This is a genomic window from Shewanella sp. 30m-14 (assembly GCF_052977125.1).
The window spans coordinates 125,986-141,873 of sequence record NZ_JBRILW010000005.1 but is presented as its reverse complement, the minus strand read 5'-3'; the positions used below and the strand labels follow the sequence as shown (position 1 = coordinate 141,873).

Genomic DNA, 15,888 nt, shown 5'->3' with positions numbered 1-15,888 from the left:
AAAAATAGACCCATAAAAAAGCTCCCTAAGTATGGTTAATACTAAGGGAGCTATTGTGTAGCTATATAGCGATGATGTCTATATATGTAACGATTAATCTTTGATCTCGTTACGTAAATATTTACTTAATTCTTTCGCTGTCTTTGACGCTTCAATATCAGGGTTTTTCGTTAGCTCTTTTTTAGTCTGACGAATGTACTGACGAAGTTTTTGTCTATCAAATTCAGGGTGCTGCTCAATTAAGGCTTGTACCGCTGAGTCGCCTTCAGCGAGTAGCTGATCACGCGTCTTATCAGCCATATTGGTTTTAGCACTTTCGTTGCTGTTTTGGTTCAGCACGTTCTTAATCGCGACATCTAACTCTTCGAGATCAACATAACGCATTAGTTTACCAATGTACTGAATGTGACGACGGTGCGCTTCGGTATTAATTTTGATTGTTTTGGCTTTCAAAATATTATCATAAAGCGTTTCATCAAGATTTAGCTTCTGTACTTGGGTCTTACTAAGTGCAACTAATCTATTGCCATATTCTTGATAGATAGCGATTTCGCGTTTAGCGTCCGCTCTACTTTCGTAGTTCTCATCTTTGTCATAGGGCTGGTGGAAGTGTTCTGAGTCACCGACAATCTTCATATCTACAATCTCTTACAAATTCTGTGCTAATAATAACATCTAAACTTGCTTATTTCCTTTCCTATTTTTGAGGCTGTAGACCTTTCTTAGTTCATTTAGTCGATATTTTTATTCTTGAGAAGCGAGCGATTGAGCCTCACATGGCAGGATTATTTAATGTGATTGGGTTTTGGGTTTGTTATGCTATCGCTATTGCCGACAAATAAAGAGTAGATCTGTGTCTTCACCTAGCATTGATATTGAATTGGATTCCTTGAAAGATGCCGTTTCGATGGCGCTGGAATATGCAAAAACATTAGGCACTTCTGGTGCAGAAGTTGCGATCAGTAAGCAACAAGGTTTGTCTGTTTCAACGCGAATGAAAGAAGTTGAAACCGTTGAGTTTAATAAAGATGGCGCTCTGGGCATTACCGTTTTTAGAGATGGATGCAAGGGTAGCTCATCGACTTCAGATTTAAGTCAAGCTGCGATTCAGCGAGCGGTGAAAGCGGCTGATGATATTGCTCGCTTTACCTCTGCTGATCCATTTAATGGTTTGGCTGAAAAGTCATTAATGGCGACTCGGTTCCCCGATCTTGATCTGTACCACCCAGAAGATATCTCTCCAGAGGAGTTAACTCGCCTTGCGGTATTAGCCGAAGAAGCGGCATTAGACACCGATAAGCGAGTGAAAACGTCTGATGGTGCGAGTGCAAATGCCCACTCTAGCGTTAAAGTGTATGGCAATAGCCATGGATTTTTGCATGGTTATTGCAGCTCACGTTACAGCCTAAGTTGTGTAGCTATTGGTGAGCTTGAAGGCAGTATGCAGCGCGACTATGACTATACCGTCGCTCGCAAATTTAGCGAGATGACGGCACCAGAAATTATCGGTAAGAAAGCGGCTGAAAAAACGGCTGGCCGATTAGGTGGACGTAAAATCGCAACCACTCAGCTTCCGGTGCTGTTTTCACCTGAAATAGCTACAGGCTTGATGGGGCACTTAGTTGGCGCTATCAGTGGTGGCAGCTTATACCGTAAGTCGAGCTTCCTGCTAGACGCTATCGATACACAAGTGTTCCCAGATTGGTTTAGCATTCATGAAGACCCATTAATGGTCGGTGCTTTAGCAAGCTCGGCATACGATAGTGAAGGCGTTGCCACTCAGGCGCGCGATATTATCGACAATGGGCGCTTAGCAACCTACCTATTAACCAGTTACTCGGCGCGAAAGCTTGGGTTGACCAATACTGGCCATGCGGGCGGTATCTATAACTGGACCTTATCAACCACAGGGCAAACTTTTGACCAGTTGGTTAAAGAGATGGGCACTGGTCTTATCGTGACTGAAGTGATGGGCCAAGGGGTGAATACCGTTACGGGTGATTACTCTCGTGGTGCGGCAGGTTTCTATGTTGAGAACGGCGTTATTCTGTACCCAGTAGAAGAGATCACCATTGCGGGTAACCTTAAAGATATGTACCAGAATATCGTCGCAGTGGCTAAAGACAGAGATCTGCGCTCATCGATCCGCACTGGCGGGATCTTAATGGATAAGATGAAGATCGCGGGTAACTAATACCCCATATACCTAACGCCTAATATACTTATCGTTACTTGCGGTATTAGGCTTAGCTGCAATCGACTCACAAAAAAGGTTTCCAATAGGAAGCCTTTTTTTATGGCTGTTTTTATTTCAAATAAAAAATGAAAACTTGAATATATGAAAAAACATATATATTATTTTCCATATGTACGGTGTTTCGTGCATAACCGCTGATTAGAGACATGATGATGACACCTTTACAGTTTTTTAAGGCGTTGGCCGATGACACAAGACTGCGTAGCTTGCTGCTGATCCAAGCGGAAACCGAGCTGTGTGTTTGTGAGTTAATGACCGCACTTGATGAGATCCAGCCTAAGATCTCACGACACTTAGCACAGTTACGTAAACTGGGTTTGTTAGTTGATAGGCGCCAGGGGCAGTGGATTTTCTATTGTATTAACCCTGAACTACCAACATGGGCTAACGACATATTATACACTTTGGCTAAGGATCAGGCCGAGCTAATAGGCAGTAATCTAGCCAATCTTATGCAGATGGGTGACCGTCCAGAAAGAGTTAAAAACTGCTGTTAACCATCAAATACTGACTTAGCTTGGTATGGGTAAGAATTTTATTATTAGGTCAAATATTATGGGTATTTTTGAACGTTATTTAAGTGTTTGGGTGGGGCTGGCTATTTTAGCGGGTGTTTTTCTTGGTAATTTAACCCCTGATACCTTTGCTGTGGTTGCAGGGCTTGAGTATGCCCATGTCAACTTAGTGATAGCAGTCCTTATTTGGGTAATGATCTACCCGATGATGGTGCAAATCGATTTCTCTGCCGTGAAAGATGTAGGTAAAAGCCCTAAAGGTCTGGTACTGACACTGGTGATCAACTGGCTGATTAAGCCGTTCACTATGGCGGCATTGGGCTGGTTATTCTTTAAGGTGTTTTTTGTTGATTGGGTTGAGCCTCAGACTGCGAATGAATATATCGCAGGTATGATCTTGCTAGGCGTAGCACCATGTACAGCTATGGTATTCGTGTGGAGTCAACTGACTAAAGGCGATCCTAACTACACCTTAGTGCAAGTGTCGGTAAACGATCTCATTATGGTGGTCGCATTTGCACCGATTACGGCGCTGCTACTTGGGGTGAGCGATATCCAAGTCCCCTGGGCGACACTGTTATCTTCTGTGGGTTTATACGTCGTCTTGCCTTTAGTGGCTGGTGCTATAACAAGGCATTTTCTGCAGCAAAAGGGTGATGACACTAAGCTCAATACCTTTGTGGCGACATTAAAGCCGTGGTCTATGGTGGGCTTGCTGGCAACCGTTGTTTTACTGTTTGGTTTTCAAGCTGAAACCATAATTGCCCAGCCTCAAAACATTGTACTTATTGCGATACCATTATTAATTCAGACTTATGGCATCTTTTTTATTGCGTTTTATGCGGCAAAAAAAATGAAGCTTACCCATAAGATAGCTGCGCCAGCATGCATGATTGCCACCTCTAACTTTTTTGAGCTAGCAGTTGCAGTGGCCATCTCGCTGTTTGGCCTGCACTCGGGCGCCGCGCTTGCGACAGTTGTCGGGGTGTTGGTTGAAGTACCCGTGATGTTATCGCTCGTGGCAATTGCTAATCGCAGTCGTCACCTATTTGCTGATGATGAGGCTGCAGAGCCATCAAGGTAAATTTGGGTTATGGGGCCTATTGATAGGCTCGAGTGATATTGCCAAGATAGATAGATAGATAGAATTTAATAAAATATTCTAGTTCTGGGCTAGCTCAATTAAGTTAGGCAAGAGCAAAGTCGCGCAAGAATTTGAACAAGATCTATACCTTACACCATTCAATAACAGGTTAAGAAACGACTATGACAATCAAAATAGGTATCAACGGCTTCGGTAGAATGGGGCGTTTAGCACTGAGATCGGCTTGGAATAATAGCAATGTTGAGTTTGTACACATTAACGACCCTGCAGGTGATGCCACGACCTTAGCGCACTTGTTAACGTTCGATTCTGTACATGGTCGTTGGTCTGAAGAGGCCACCGCTGATGGCGACATTATTAACATTGGTGAACGTCGCATTGCAACGACACGTAACAAAGCCATTGCTGATACTGACTGGTCAGGCTGTGATGTGGTTATTGAAGCCTCTGGGGTGATGAAAACCAAGGCGTTATTGCAAGCTTATCTAGATCAAGGCGTTAAAAGAGTGGTTGTGACGGCGCCAGTGAAAGAAGAAGGTGTATTGAATGTGGTAATGGGTGTGAACCATGATCTTTATGATAAAGATATTCACCCTATCGTGACTGCAGCGTCGTGTACCACTAACTGCTTAGCGCCAGTAGTCAAAGTGCTCCATGAAAAAATAGGCATCAAGCATGGCTCAATGACAACGATTCATGACATTACTAATACTCAAACGATCTTGGATGCACCCCATAAAGATCTGCGTCGTGCCCGAGCCTGTGGTTTAAGCCTTATTCCAACCACCACTGGCAGCGCCACGGCAATTACCCATATCTTCCCTGAGCTTAAAGGAAAGCTTAACGGCCATGCAGTGCGCGTACCGTTAGCTAATGCATCGCTAACTGACTGTGTCTTTGAGTTAAACCGCGATACGACAGAAGCAGAGGTGAATCAGTTATTACGCGAGGCAGCAGAGGGTGAGCTTAAAGGTATATTAGGATACGAAGAGCGTCCACTTGTGTCTGTGGATTATAAAACTGACCCTCGTTCAAGCATTATTGATGCACCATCGACTATGGTCGTTAACGGTACTCAGGTAAAACTGTATGTCTGGTATGACAATGAGTGGGGCTATGCCAATCGCACCGCCGAGCTTGCGATTATGGTCGGACGAGTGGATCAGGCTTAAATAGAAGGTGCTAGGTTCTAGGAAAAGTAGGGCGCTTCGCTTCTAGGTTCTAGGTTCTAGGTCCTAGGAAAAGCAGGAAAAGCCGGGCAGAGCTGCGATGGTTTAAGCTAAGACGGTGATAGTCTGAGTCAGCCTGCTGTTTTAGTTTTTGCCTTTGCTTTCCTAGCAGCGCAGCGTTCTAGTAGTGGCGCAGCCACGTCCTCGTATCCTAGTTCCTTTTTTAAAGGTGGTAAGCGTGTTAGCTAAATATCGTTCTTTGCCAGATAGCATTAAGCAATATCTATTGGTCACCGGTAACTACTGGGCATTTACCCTTACCGATGGTGCCTTGCGTATGTTGGTGGTGCTGCACTTTTATGACCTAGGTTACACGCCGTTGGCGATTGCTATGCTGTTCCTGTTTTATGAAATCTTTGGTGTGATCACTAACCTTGTCGGCGGCTGGCTAGGGGCGAGGCTTGGGCTGAATCGCACCATGAATATCGGTTTAGGTTTGCAAATTGTCGCGCTAGGTATGTTATTGCTGCCAGCAGCGATGCTCACAGTGCCTTGGGTGATGGCGGCGCAGGCGCTGTCAGGGATCGCTAAAGATCTGAATAAGATGAGTGCTAAGAGTGCGATAAAAACCTTAGTGCCCAAAGATGCTGAAGATAAGCTTTATCGTTGGGTGGCGATGCTGACAGGCTCTAAGAATGCCCTGAAAGGGGCTGGCTTTTTTCTTGGCGGGCTATTGTTATCGCTTACCGGTTTTACGGGGGCGATAGCCATTATGGCAGCGGCTCTTTGTGTCGTTTGGCTTGGCAGTATAGTTAGATTGAAAGCTGATTTAGGCAAAGCGAAATCTAAGCCTAAATTTACCCAGATATTTTCTAAGAGCGAGAGCGTTAATATTCTTTCCGCCGCGCGGCTGTTTCTGTTCGCCGCTAGAGACGTGTGGTTTGTGATTGCATTACCTGTGTTTCTTGCCAGCCAACTGGGTTGGGAGCACAGTAGCGTTGGTGCTTTTCTTGCGCTGTGGGTTATTGGCTATGGCATGGTTCAATCTATTGCGCCATCTTTAACGGCAAGAAAGGCGACGCCAGATGGACAGGTTGCCACGCGTTGGGCGGGGTTACTAACCTTAGTCACCTTGGTGCTCGCGGTGCTGCTCTTTACTGACTGGGTAGCCCCTCAAATCGCGCTTATTGCTGGCTTAATGGTGTTTGGTGGCGTCTTTGCCATCAACTCTTCACTGCACAGTTACTTGATTGTGAGCTATGCAAGCGATGATGGTGTATCGCTTGATATTGGCTTTTATTATATGGCTAATGCGCTTGGAAGGTTACTGGGCACGATTCTATCGGGTTGGGTGTATCAAGAGGCTGGGTTGTCTGCTTGCTTGTTTATTTCGGCGGCCATGCTGTTTGTGACCTTTGTTATTTCCTTTAAATTACCTCGAATACAGCTTAGATAAAGGCCTTCCTACAGCTAGTAATGACCACAATCGATTATTGTCGTAGCGCCGTTGTGCGCTACGGCAAACCTCGTTAGTTTATTTTTCAGCCTTTCCAAAGGTTAACAATTCGTTGTACTCTGTTTGAAAGTTTGAGTGTTTTTATCTTTTGGGTGTGAGCGTTCGCTTTATTAGGACCTTTTGATCTTGCTAATCTAATTCAAGATAAAAAATGACAGATCAAAAAGCCCTAAATACATGATTTTAAATATAAGTATAAATATAAATAATAACGATAAATTCTCTGTATCGACGAGGTTTGAATGGAAGCTATTACTGATTTTGTAGGCATGGTCAACGGCGTGGTCTGGGGGACACCAATGTTGGTTATGATTCTGGGAGTGGGCTTGTTCTTAACGGTGGGTTTGCGCTTGATGCCTATCCTAAAGTTAGGCACAGGTTTTAAATTATTGTGGTCGGGTCGCATCCCTGACAAAGATAAAAACATGAAGGGGGAAATTAGCCCTTTTAATGCCTTAATGACCTCTCTGTCGGCCACCATAGGTACAGGTAATATTGCAGGTGTTGCCACCGCGATTTTTATTGGTGGACCCGGTGCACTATTTTGGATGTGGTGTACGGCGTTGGTCGGTATGGCAACAAAGTTTGCCGAAGCTGTATTAGCGGTTAAATACCGTGAAGTGGATGACAATGGTAACCACGTTGGTGGCCCAATGTACTACATTAAAAATGGTCTAGGTTCGAAGTGGGCCTGGTTAGGTACTGCTTTTGCACTGTTTGGCTCGCTAGCAGGTTTTGGTATTGGTAATACTGTGCAGGCTAATTCAGTTGCCGATGCGCTTAGCAGTAACTTTGGTGTGCCTAATTGGGTTACCGGCGTTGTGCTTATGGTATTGGTTGGTGCGGTGTTAATGGGTGGCATTAAGCGCATTGCTGATGTTGCAGGCAAATTAGTACCAATGATGACAGTATTTTATATTGCCGCAGGTATTGCTGTATTGGTGGTCTATGCCGCAGAGATCCCAGCAGCCATTGAGTTGATTTTATACAGCGCATTTAACCCCGTGGCGGCTCAAGGCGGCTTTGCCGGCGCAGCAGTTTGGGCCGCGATTCGCTTTGGTGTTGCTCGTGGTGTGTTCTCCAATGAGGCTGGTCTAGGTAGTGCGCCTATCGCGCATGCGGCGGCGCAAACTAATAATCCAGTTGCTCAAGGTTTAGTGGCGATGCTAGGTACATTTATTGATACCTTGATTGTCTGTAGCATTACGGGTTTGGCCATTATCGTATCGGGCGCTTGGACCTCAGGTGAAAACGGCGCGGCGTTGACCTCGTTTGCCTTTTCTCATGCATTCCCGCTTGGAAACTATGTGGTGGCGATTGCACTAACGGTATTTGCATTTACGACCATCTTAGGTTGGAGCTTTTACTGTGAGAAGTGTGTGCAGTTCCTATTTGGTGTGAAAGCGATTAAGCCATTTAGAATTGTTTGGACCTTAGTAGTGCCATTAGGTGCGGTGAGTTCACTGGAGTTTATCTGGCTACTTGCTGATACGCTCAACGCTATGATGGCGATCCCTAACTTGATTGCCTTAGCACTGCTAAGCCCTGTGGTATTTGCGTTAACTAGAGAGTATTTTCTGAAGAAGCGTGAGACTGATTTGGAATCACAAAAAGCGAAATAGTCGCTCATTGAGCGCTTAAAAACTAAAAAAGCTCCTGGATAATATCTCAGGAGCTTTTTTTATCACATGATTTTAAGCCTATGCCCAAAAGTCATCTTCACTTAAATCACGTTTTAATTGCGCTCTTTCAAGGTAGGCTTCGAGGCGTTTTTTTACCTCTTTTTTGTGCGCTAACTCGTCAGCGGCTTGCTGATTTTTAGGCGTTGTATACGCCTCCATCTCTACATCGTTGGGCACAAAATCAATAGTCTGAGCCATCACGAATTCCTCTTAGCTAGGTATCCATTGTTCCGAATCGCTTGCATAGCGTTAAAAGGGAATACTCTCGATACCATCGGGTTAATAACTAAACAATGTCTGCACTCATTGGCTTACTTGATTAAACCTATTAGTAAGTGCTTAATTTGGAATTTAGCAGGGTGTGATTTAAAAATATGCGATCCATGTAACAAAATTACATTTATAGTTGTTTTTTTATTATTTTGAATGGTTTTTAGCTACTTAATGAAATTAAGCAACACTTGTGGGGTTACGCATTATTGGCCATTTACTCTTAATTAATGAGTAAATGGCCTTTATTGCAGTGAGTTATAGAGCAAAACTGTAGCTGTAACCGAGTAAAACCTTGGCGTCGTCATTTTTAAGATCTGTGTCACTGACAGTAAAAGAGACACTGCCCAAATCGGTATCTTTACTCAGCGCAATGGAATAGTCGGCATAGTTGTTAGTGTCAAACCAAGCGGTGACGACATCGCCTGTAGAGTAGCCATAATGAGCGGAGATCGATAGCGTATCTGATAGTGGATAAGTCAGGGTCGTTTGAATGTAACCCATGTCGGTATTATCAAGATCTGCGGCGGTTACATCGTTGCCAGCATTGACTAAGTGAGAGTAACTCACGGCTATCCATCTCCAGCTCACCGCTGCGGTTATTTCGCCTAAGTCTATACTGGCATCGGCATCAGGATAAGCGTAATAGAGGTAGCTTAAGTCATACTCAAATTCATCGCCGATGGTCCCCGCAAAGCCTGCATAAAAATCAACTTCATAGCTCGTCTCATCGCCAAAATCGACATTCGATGCCCAAGTACCAGCATAGAAGCCTGAATCGTGGCTGTAATCGATTCCACCTTGCACGGCTACAGCATCATCTGTTTGTGTTACACCGCGCCATAGGTAGTTGGAAGTGGCGCCTATATTGGCCTCCACCGCGGCATGTGCAGTGGTGCTCAGTAGTGATGTAAGAAGGATTGCGGTGCTGTTAATTAGTAACTTGTTCATTCTATTCCCCTTTGCAGAAACATTATTGTGTTTTTTATGCTCACAATTTATTTAGCAAAGTCTAAGCCAAAGTTTTTAGTCATTTAAAACAGTTGGTTAAATATGTGGGATCCGATGCTGATAGTTAGATTGAATCAAACTGGGGCAGGTAGCACCGTGATAGGGCAGAGGAGGGGGCAATGATACAGGCATAAAAAAACCCCCGTAAGGAGGTTTAGTTATCAACTGCGGAAACAGTGATTTAGTTAACGCTATCTTTAAGCGTCTTACCAGCTTTGAACTTCGGAACTGTAGCTGCTGGGATTTGGATCTCTTTACCTGTCTGTGGGTTACGGCCAGTACGCGCTGCGCGTTCTGTCGTTTCAAAAGAGCCAAAACCAACGATAGAGATTTTCTCTCCATTCTTCATTGCTTCTGCAACAGTTTCTTCAAAAGATTTTAAGGCGCGAGCGGCTTCAGCTTTAGTTAGTTCTGCAGATTCAGCCATTTTTGCAACAAGTTCAGTCTTATTCATTTGAATAGTCTCTTCTTTCCGTAGATTTATTTGTTAGTAGCGTTATGTAACATGCCACAAGCATTTGCATTTGAAAAGCGCTTTAACCCCATGAAATAAGCATTAAAGTCAAAAATAGGGGCAATTTCTCAGTTTTTTACTCTTCAAGCAGCTGATAAAGGATCTGTTTGACGACATTGGGCTCAAAAGGTTTGTCGCAAAGCGCATTCACTCCGGCTTGAGACACGTTACTTAAATGAGTTTCATTCGCTTCAGATGACACCATTAAAATCGGAATATGGGATTGTTGGCTGTCGTTACGAATAAACTGAGTCAGGGCTAAACCATCTACGCTGGGCATGTTGTAATCGGTAATCACTAAATCAAACATCTGCTGTTGCATCAGCTCAATAGCTTCTTGGCCATCTTGGGCCTCAGTGATCATCCTTAAGCCGAGATTGGTAATAGTACGCTTAATAATATTACGGGCCATTTTACTGTCATCGACCACTAACACTCGCAGATCTTGTACATCAAAATGAGTTAAATCTAATTCATCATGAGTTAGTAGATCGATGGTGGCATTGAGCGCCTTACCTAAATGTTCGCTAGAAAAAGGTTTAGGCAATATCGCAACGACCCCCGATTGACGATAGTGTTCTAACTGCTCGCGTCGACACTCACTTGAAACCAACATAAATTGGATTTCGTTAAAGTGAACCGATGCTTTAAGTTGCTGCAGTAATTCTAAAGCGGTTCCGTCTTCAAAGTGCATGGCACTGGCGACAAGATCTGGCTGGTGACGGTTGATAATATGCAGAGCTTCAGCAAGCGTGGTGGCTGTTTGTATGTTGCTAACACCTTCTTGCATTAAGCGCTGGCTGATAATTTTTCTTTGCGTATCTGAAGGCTCAACCAGCAAGATTGATAGTTCGCTGGGCTGTAAATGACTCATAAATTTATTACCGATCTTATTGCTATTATGGCGTTAACGTACGTTAAGCATTGTTGCTTATCAAGTAAGTAACAGGCTGTGTGCTTGGCTTAGTCTGAGATCTTGTTCGTCATTGCGCTGTTAACTCACAAGGTTGGGCTTTAAGTATTGTCGTGTCTTTGCACTAAAAGCGACCCAGTATTGGAATGTCATAGCGATGATTGCAGCAATGACGATGCCAATAATAGGAATATTCTGGCCGTTATATACGACTTTTACATCCTCAGGGGTAATTTGGTAGGCGATAACGGCAGCGGTTGCTAATGCAAGTAAGGCAACGGTTTGAATGGCTAGGTAGATTTTAAGTACCACACCGGCCCAAAATTGGCGCATGATTAAGCCATAAAGCACAGGAAATACACCTAAAGTTAATAGATCGAAGGCTTGGGTGGTAAAGGTTCGCCAGAGCGCGGCAACTGCGAGTAGAGCGTAGAAAAACATTAAAATGGCTAATAATGGGTGAGGTTTGGTCATGGGATATTTCAAGCCGTTATATTTTTATAGGTTTGTTGCTCGAAGTTTAAGAAAAACCGCTGTCCGCGTCTACAGCGCGTTGTTAATTGGCCAAGTCGATGAATGATATTGTTTAGCTAAGATGGCGAGTAATGCGATAGAATAGCGACTATCACAGCGTACAATTTTAGAGAATCCGATGACAGAGTCTGAGTTTTGGGAATTAGTCACCCGAACATCACCACAACAAGAGCAAACTGAACTTGCAGAAGCGCTTAAGCAAAAGCTGAGCCCGTTAACGAATGAAGAGTTGCGTGACTTTGACAAGATATTTGGTCAACAGATGCGTCGTTCATACTCTTGGTCAGTGTGGGGCGCGGCTTATATTATTACCGGCTGTGATTCTGAGTATGCCTTTGCTGAGTTTCGTTGCTTCTTAATTTCATTAGGTAAAGACTGGTACGACAAAGTGATTGAGTCGCCTGATGCGTTAGGCTCTCTAACGCTTTGGCCTGAAAAAGATGGCTCTGCCTATCCTTTCCTCGATGAATACGATCTTATTGCTGGCCAGCTTTATGAAGATCGTAGCGATGACGAGCTACCTTATGTGCCATCGGGCCAGGCTAACCCAGCAGGTAAGAAATTTTCTCATAAGAAAAAACAGCTTAAGGCTGCTTATCCACTATTGAGTGCCGCATTTCCTTTCTAAAGCAATCTCGTCGGCGCTAACAGCAATAAAAACGAGGCATGGCCTCGTTTTTATTGGGGATTCAATCTAATACCGATTGCTATTACTCGTAGCAAACTTCAGTTTCACTGTCGAAGTCTAGTCCGTAAGCTGTGCAAGTTAACTCCATAAACTCCTGTTCAGACTCCTGCACCTGCTCATCAAACTCAGATTGTAACTTAGACTCTAATGCTTGATCTGACTTAGCTTGATGTTGGTCTAAGATTTCATAGTGGCCTGCGATCGCTGCTTTCTCTTTGGCAGTAAACTCCTCTGCGCTGGCTTGGCCGATGAAGCTGAAAGAGATCAATATTGCAGCGATAAATGCCATGCGGCCAGAAAACGGAATGTTGGTAATATTCGAATAGTTCATAGTGACTCCAAACAATTAAATAGATGACCCAATTTAGGAACCGTTTGCTCTTAGCTGCACATTTGCTCTTATTAGCATTAGTGGCAAGCTTGCGAGTATTCCTCTGTGGTGCGTGTTAACTTGATACGTATGTTAGCGAATGCAACATGTACACAGGCTGAACAAAAAACGAACTACCGGCTTTTACATGTTAAGTTGCTAATCTAGGTGCTAATTCAGGTGCGAGTTAAGGCCTGGAGGTTGTTTTGCAGAAGGGGAGGTGTGTCAGACGGCTAATGATAGTGGTCTTAGTGATCCTAGTGATCTTATTGAGAAGCAAGTCTTAGTGAACTTATTGAAGAACAAGGTTTAAAAGTCTTCGATAATAAGGATTACCTTTTATTCATTCGTCAGGATTACATACTATTCATTTGTCATCGTTTCACAATGAAAGCCTTGACGCATTGAATCAAAACGACAGTTTAAGCCGCACTCCCAGGCTACACCGCCCAGTTTATCAGATGCTTGCTGAGCGTATGCTTTACAGCTTGGATAGCTGTCAAAGTCATCTTTCTTGTCATATTTACCAGAGTTGTATCCATTTTTATAGATAAAAGCTGACCATGTTTCAGACTCTGATGTCTCGGATTGGTTGATACTAAAAATGGCTGCAGCTAGGCCGGCAAATAATATTATGACAAACAAAATTGGAGTGAACTTCTGCATGGACTCGTTTCCAATAACTGGTTGGTAGTAATTGCACTGTAATAGCTTAATACTTAGTCTTTGTAGCTTAGTCTTTGTAGCTTATGAGCTGTGCCAAACAAAGCAAATCATAAGCTGATAAATGATGCTTTAATAGGGGAACACTGCAATTAACGCAACAAAGTGGCTTATCGCATTGTCTACTAATATTATCGTGGTAACGGTAAAGTGCAGAATTAAGCTTAGGTACAGGTGCTACATTGTATAGTTTACTTATTAATCATCCAGTCACGCTCGACTGTGGAGGCACATATGAAGGTTAAACATATACTGATCGCGGGGATACTTGCATCTAGCTCTGCTTGGGCCGCAGATGAAGCGATTGAAAACCCTATAACTGAAGATGGTGTTGTCAAAATTGAGTGGCAAGATCCCAACAGCTTTAGAGACATAAGATCGGGCGGAGAAATTCAATCTCGTTTTGAAAAACGCACCTTCGAACAACTGACTAAAAGCTTAAACAAGGAAGCGGTGAAGGTTCTCAAGCCTGAACAGAAACTAGAGATGGTTGTTACCGATCTCGATTTAGCTGGTGACGTTAGGCCCACATTTGGCGCGACTACTCACGACCTTCGGGTGGTAAAAAATATCTATCCACCACGTATTACCTTCAGCTACAAAATTCTACAAGATGATAAAGTGATTATGGCGGGTGACGAGAAGCTAACAGATATGAACTTTATGTATTCGGTTAATGCGAGGAATGACAAGCCCTATCGCTACGAAAACACAATGTTAGCCTCCTGGCTTAAAAAAACGGTAAAGCCTAACCTTTAACGCGTTTTATTATTAAAATATTAAATTTCAATTGGTTAAGTAGTTTTGCGGCTAAGTGTGAACTGCCAGTATTACGAACTCATTGCCGCTTCTTGTGTAAATAGGCTAAGTGAGCTTTCAGCTTGCTTCGCCTGTTTTTTTGCTTGAGCGCTGTAAAGAGACAGTTGATGCTCATTGCAGCCAAAGGTGATTGAGGGGGGAAGTATACCCGCCGTGAGTGAGATCAGCCCATGATAGCACTGAACACCATTTCTATCTTCAGCCAGCATCTGCTTATCTTGCCAATGTCGCTTTGAATAAAAAGAAGATTTTACGGTATCGAACTCGTCAATAATTTCTTTAGCCTGACGCTCTATATCAACACAAGTGCTGATTATCACAAAGTCATCGCCCCCTATGTGGCCGATAAAGTTACTGCTTGTTTGCTGGCATAAAAGTAACCGAGAAACCTCCATAATCACTTCATCACCACGACAAAAGCCATAGATATCGTTGTAAGGTTTAAAGTGAGACAGGTCAAAGTAGGCGAGATAAAAACGTTTTTTTTGTAGTCGTAGTCTTCGCAGCTCTTCTTGGATCGGAATATTGCCAGGTAACCCGGTTAGTGGGTTCGCATGCCTTGCGATTGCAATTTTTTGCTCAGTGATTTTAGCTAACAGCTCTTTGGTATGGCCGATACCTAAGAGCTTACCTTGCTTGAGAATAATAAATTGCTGGACCACTAAATCGGTCGACTCCATAGTCAGCCGTTGGCTGACTTGAGAAATGGGCATTTCGGCTTCAATACTAATGAGCTCGGTTGTGAGCACTTCATCTACAGCTCTATGTTCGTGCAATGCCCGTCCGTAAGGAGTGCTGAACAGCTCGATTACCTGACTTCTTTGTACCATGCCAATCACTTGTTCGCCGCGCATCACAACGATGGCTTGTAGGTTTGAGTACTGGTTAAATGTCTCACCAATTAGCTTGAGTTTGTTATCGAACTGGCAGGTTATAGCCTTGCTAGACAGGCTTTCTGCCGATTCAGCAAAACGCACTCTGGGGATTACGGGTTCGATAGAGGGGCTAAATGGAATATGGCGGTTGGGGGTTGGTTCTGGTCTGCCGAGTAAAAATCCCTGACAATAAACAATCCCTAGCTGCTTTAGCACAGCTAACTCTGATTGGGTTTCTATCCCCTCGGCTATCACCTTACAACTAAGATTTTGACAAAGGGAGATGATGGAGCGAACAAACTCCTGTTTTACTGATGAGGTGTCTATCGACTCAATAAAATGCCGATCAATTTTTACATAATCTGGAGCCAGTTCGGACCATAGCCTTAAACCTGAATAGCCTGCTCCTAGATCATCAATCGCAGTCAGAAACCCCTGGCTTCGATAGTGGTTTAAGCAGGACTTTAACAGATCGATATCATCGGCAGGATACTGCTCTGAAAGCTCTATCACCACCTGGGATGGGTGTAAGCCTAATTCCTGTACTAGGCTCAGAGTGAGGCCTTTAGCGTGGTTAGGCTCTAAAAGTGCTTTAGGAGAAATATTTAAAAATAGTTTGCCGGGAAGTTGAGTATGTTTAAATTGTTGAATGGAAATTCGTCGGCATAAACTTTCGAGTTCTGAGAGACGTCCTTCGTAGGCAGCGGTCTTAAATAATGGAACCGGTGAAAATAGTGGACTATGCTCAGGTCCTCGGCTTAAGGCTTCAAAGCCGTGAATTTGGTGAGTCGTTATATTGCATATGGGCTGAAAGACCGCTTTAATTTTTTCATTATCGATGATCTTTGATAGTTCATGTTGTAGATCAATTGCAGACATCTTTCCCAGCCAAATATGGATTATAAGAAAGAGTCTATGACATAGGTA

17 protein-coding genes are annotated in these 15,888 nt (G+C 43.6%); 8 read left to right on the top strand and 9 right to left on the bottom strand.

All coding sequences use genetic code 11. The features are described from left to right. Positions 1–93 precede the first annotated feature (93 nt). Positions 94–636: a ribosome biogenesis factor YjgA gene (gene yjgA, locus ACVBIU_RS05750; protein ID WP_447159750.1), complete on the bottom strand. Its 543-nt coding sequence runs from the start codon at positions 634–636 to the stop codon at positions 94–96. Positions 637–853: 217 nt separating this feature from the next. Here yjgA and pmbA point away from each other — a divergent pair, with 217 nt between their 5' ends. The 6 genes from pmbA to ACVBIU_RS05720 all read left to right on the top strand — a co-directional run bounded on the left by pmbA (position 854) and on the right by ACVBIU_RS05720 (position 8,184). Then, on the top strand, positions 854–2,194 hold the full coding sequence (gene pmbA, locus ACVBIU_RS05745; protein WP_447159749.1) for a metalloprotease PmbA: 1,341 nt from the start codon (positions 854–856) through the stop codon (positions 2,192–2,194). Positions 2,195–2,409: 215 nt separating this feature from the next. Continuing rightward, positions 2,410–2,754, top strand: coding sequence for a metalloregulator ArsR/SmtB family transcription factor (locus tag ACVBIU_RS05740; protein ID WP_447163300.1), 345 nt, complete (start codon positions 2,410–2,412; stop codon positions 2,752–2,754). A gap of 58 nt (positions 2,755–2,812) precedes the next feature. Continuing rightward, positions 2,813–3,856: an ACR3 family arsenite efflux transporter gene (gene arsB / locus ACVBIU_RS05735; protein ID WP_447163276.1), complete on the top strand. Its 1,044-nt coding sequence runs from the start codon at positions 2,813–2,815 to the stop codon at positions 3,854–3,856. 182 nt (positions 3,857–4,038) lie between these two features. Beyond that, the gene (locus tag ACVBIU_RS05730) at positions 4,039–5,049 is read left to right on the top strand and encodes an ArsJ-associated glyceraldehyde-3-phosphate dehydrogenase (RefSeq protein WP_447163275.1); all 1,011 of its coding nucleotides are present in this window, start codon (positions 4,039–4,041) and stop codon (positions 5,047–5,049) included. A gap of 235 nt (positions 5,050–5,284) precedes the next feature. Beyond that, the gene (gene arsJ, locus ACVBIU_RS05725; protein ID WP_447159746.1) at positions 5,285–6,502 is read left to right on the top strand and encodes an organoarsenical effux MFS transporter ArsJ; all 1,218 of its coding nucleotides are present in this window, start codon (positions 5,285–5,287) and stop codon (positions 6,500–6,502) included. A gap of 302 nt (positions 6,503–6,804) precedes the next feature. Then, the gene (locus tag ACVBIU_RS05720; protein ID WP_447159745.1) at positions 6,805–8,184 is read left to right on the top strand and encodes an alanine/glycine:cation symporter family protein; all 1,380 of its coding nucleotides are present in this window, start codon (positions 6,805–6,807) and stop codon (positions 8,182–8,184) included. Positions 8,185–8,262: 78 nt separating this feature from the next. On the opposite strand, the gene ACVBIU_RS05715 is transcribed toward ACVBIU_RS05720, so the two are convergent. The 5 genes from ACVBIU_RS05715 to ACVBIU_RS05695 form a co-directional block, all read right to left on the bottom strand. Further along, positions 8,263–8,442 (bottom strand): PA3496 family putative envelope integrity protein, encoded by a 180-nt coding sequence (locus ACVBIU_RS05715; protein WP_447159744.1) that lies wholly within the window; start codon positions 8,440–8,442, stop codon positions 8,263–8,265. A gap of 330 nt (positions 8,443–8,772) precedes the next feature. Further along, on the bottom strand, positions 8,773–9,465 hold the full coding sequence (locus tag ACVBIU_RS05710) for a TorF family putative porin (RefSeq protein WP_447159743.1): 693 nt from the start codon (positions 9,463–9,465) through the stop codon (positions 8,773–8,775). Between the two features lie 241 nt (positions 9,466–9,706). After that, positions 9,707–9,979, bottom strand: a complete 273-nt coding sequence (locus ACVBIU_RS05705) for an HU family DNA-binding protein (protein ID WP_447159742.1) — start codon at positions 9,977–9,979, stop codon at positions 9,707–9,709. A gap of 136 nt (positions 9,980–10,115) precedes the next feature. Beyond that, positions 10,116–10,913 (bottom strand): response regulator, encoded by a 798-nt coding sequence (locus ACVBIU_RS05700; protein WP_447159741.1) that lies wholly within the window; start codon positions 10,911–10,913, stop codon positions 10,116–10,118. 120 nt (positions 10,914–11,033) lie between these two features. Continuing rightward, positions 11,034–11,426, bottom strand: coding sequence for a hypothetical protein (locus ACVBIU_RS05695; protein WP_447159740.1), 393 nt, complete (start codon positions 11,424–11,426; stop codon positions 11,034–11,036). Positions 11,427–11,604: 178 nt separating this feature from the next. Between ACVBIU_RS05695 and ACVBIU_RS05690 the strand changes: the two genes are divergently transcribed. Continuing rightward, complete coding sequence (locus tag ACVBIU_RS05690; RefSeq protein WP_447159739.1) at positions 11,605–12,114, top strand: DUF4240 domain-containing protein; 510 nt, start codon at positions 11,605–11,607, stop codon at positions 12,112–12,114. Between the two features lie 82 nt (positions 12,115–12,196). On the opposite strand, the gene ACVBIU_RS05685 is transcribed toward ACVBIU_RS05690, so the two are convergent. Together ACVBIU_RS05685 and ACVBIU_RS05680 are read right to left on the bottom strand one after the other, a co-directional pair. Continuing rightward, the gene (locus ACVBIU_RS05685; protein ID WP_447159738.1) at positions 12,197–12,505 is read right to left on the bottom strand and encodes a hypothetical protein; all 309 of its coding nucleotides are present in this window, start codon (positions 12,503–12,505) and stop codon (positions 12,197–12,199) included. A 402-nt stretch (positions 12,506–12,907) separates the two neighbouring features. Beyond that, complete coding sequence (locus ACVBIU_RS05680; protein WP_447159737.1) at positions 12,908–13,210, bottom strand: hypothetical protein; 303 nt, start codon at positions 13,208–13,210, stop codon at positions 12,908–12,910. A 291-nt stretch (positions 13,211–13,501) separates the two neighbouring features. Here ACVBIU_RS05680 and ACVBIU_RS05675 point away from each other — a divergent pair, with 291 nt between their 5' ends. After that, complete coding sequence (locus ACVBIU_RS05675) at positions 13,502–14,026, top strand: DUF3016 domain-containing protein (protein WP_447163274.1); 525 nt, start codon at positions 13,502–13,504, stop codon at positions 14,024–14,026. Between the two features lie 71 nt (positions 14,027–14,097). Here ACVBIU_RS05675 and ACVBIU_RS05670 read toward each other — a convergent pair whose 3' ends face one another. Next, a complete protein-coding gene (locus ACVBIU_RS05670; protein WP_447163273.1) occupies positions 14,098–15,840 on the bottom strand; it encodes an EAL domain-containing protein in 1,743 nt (580 codons plus the stop codon). Positions 15,841–15,888: the final 48 nt, after the last annotated feature.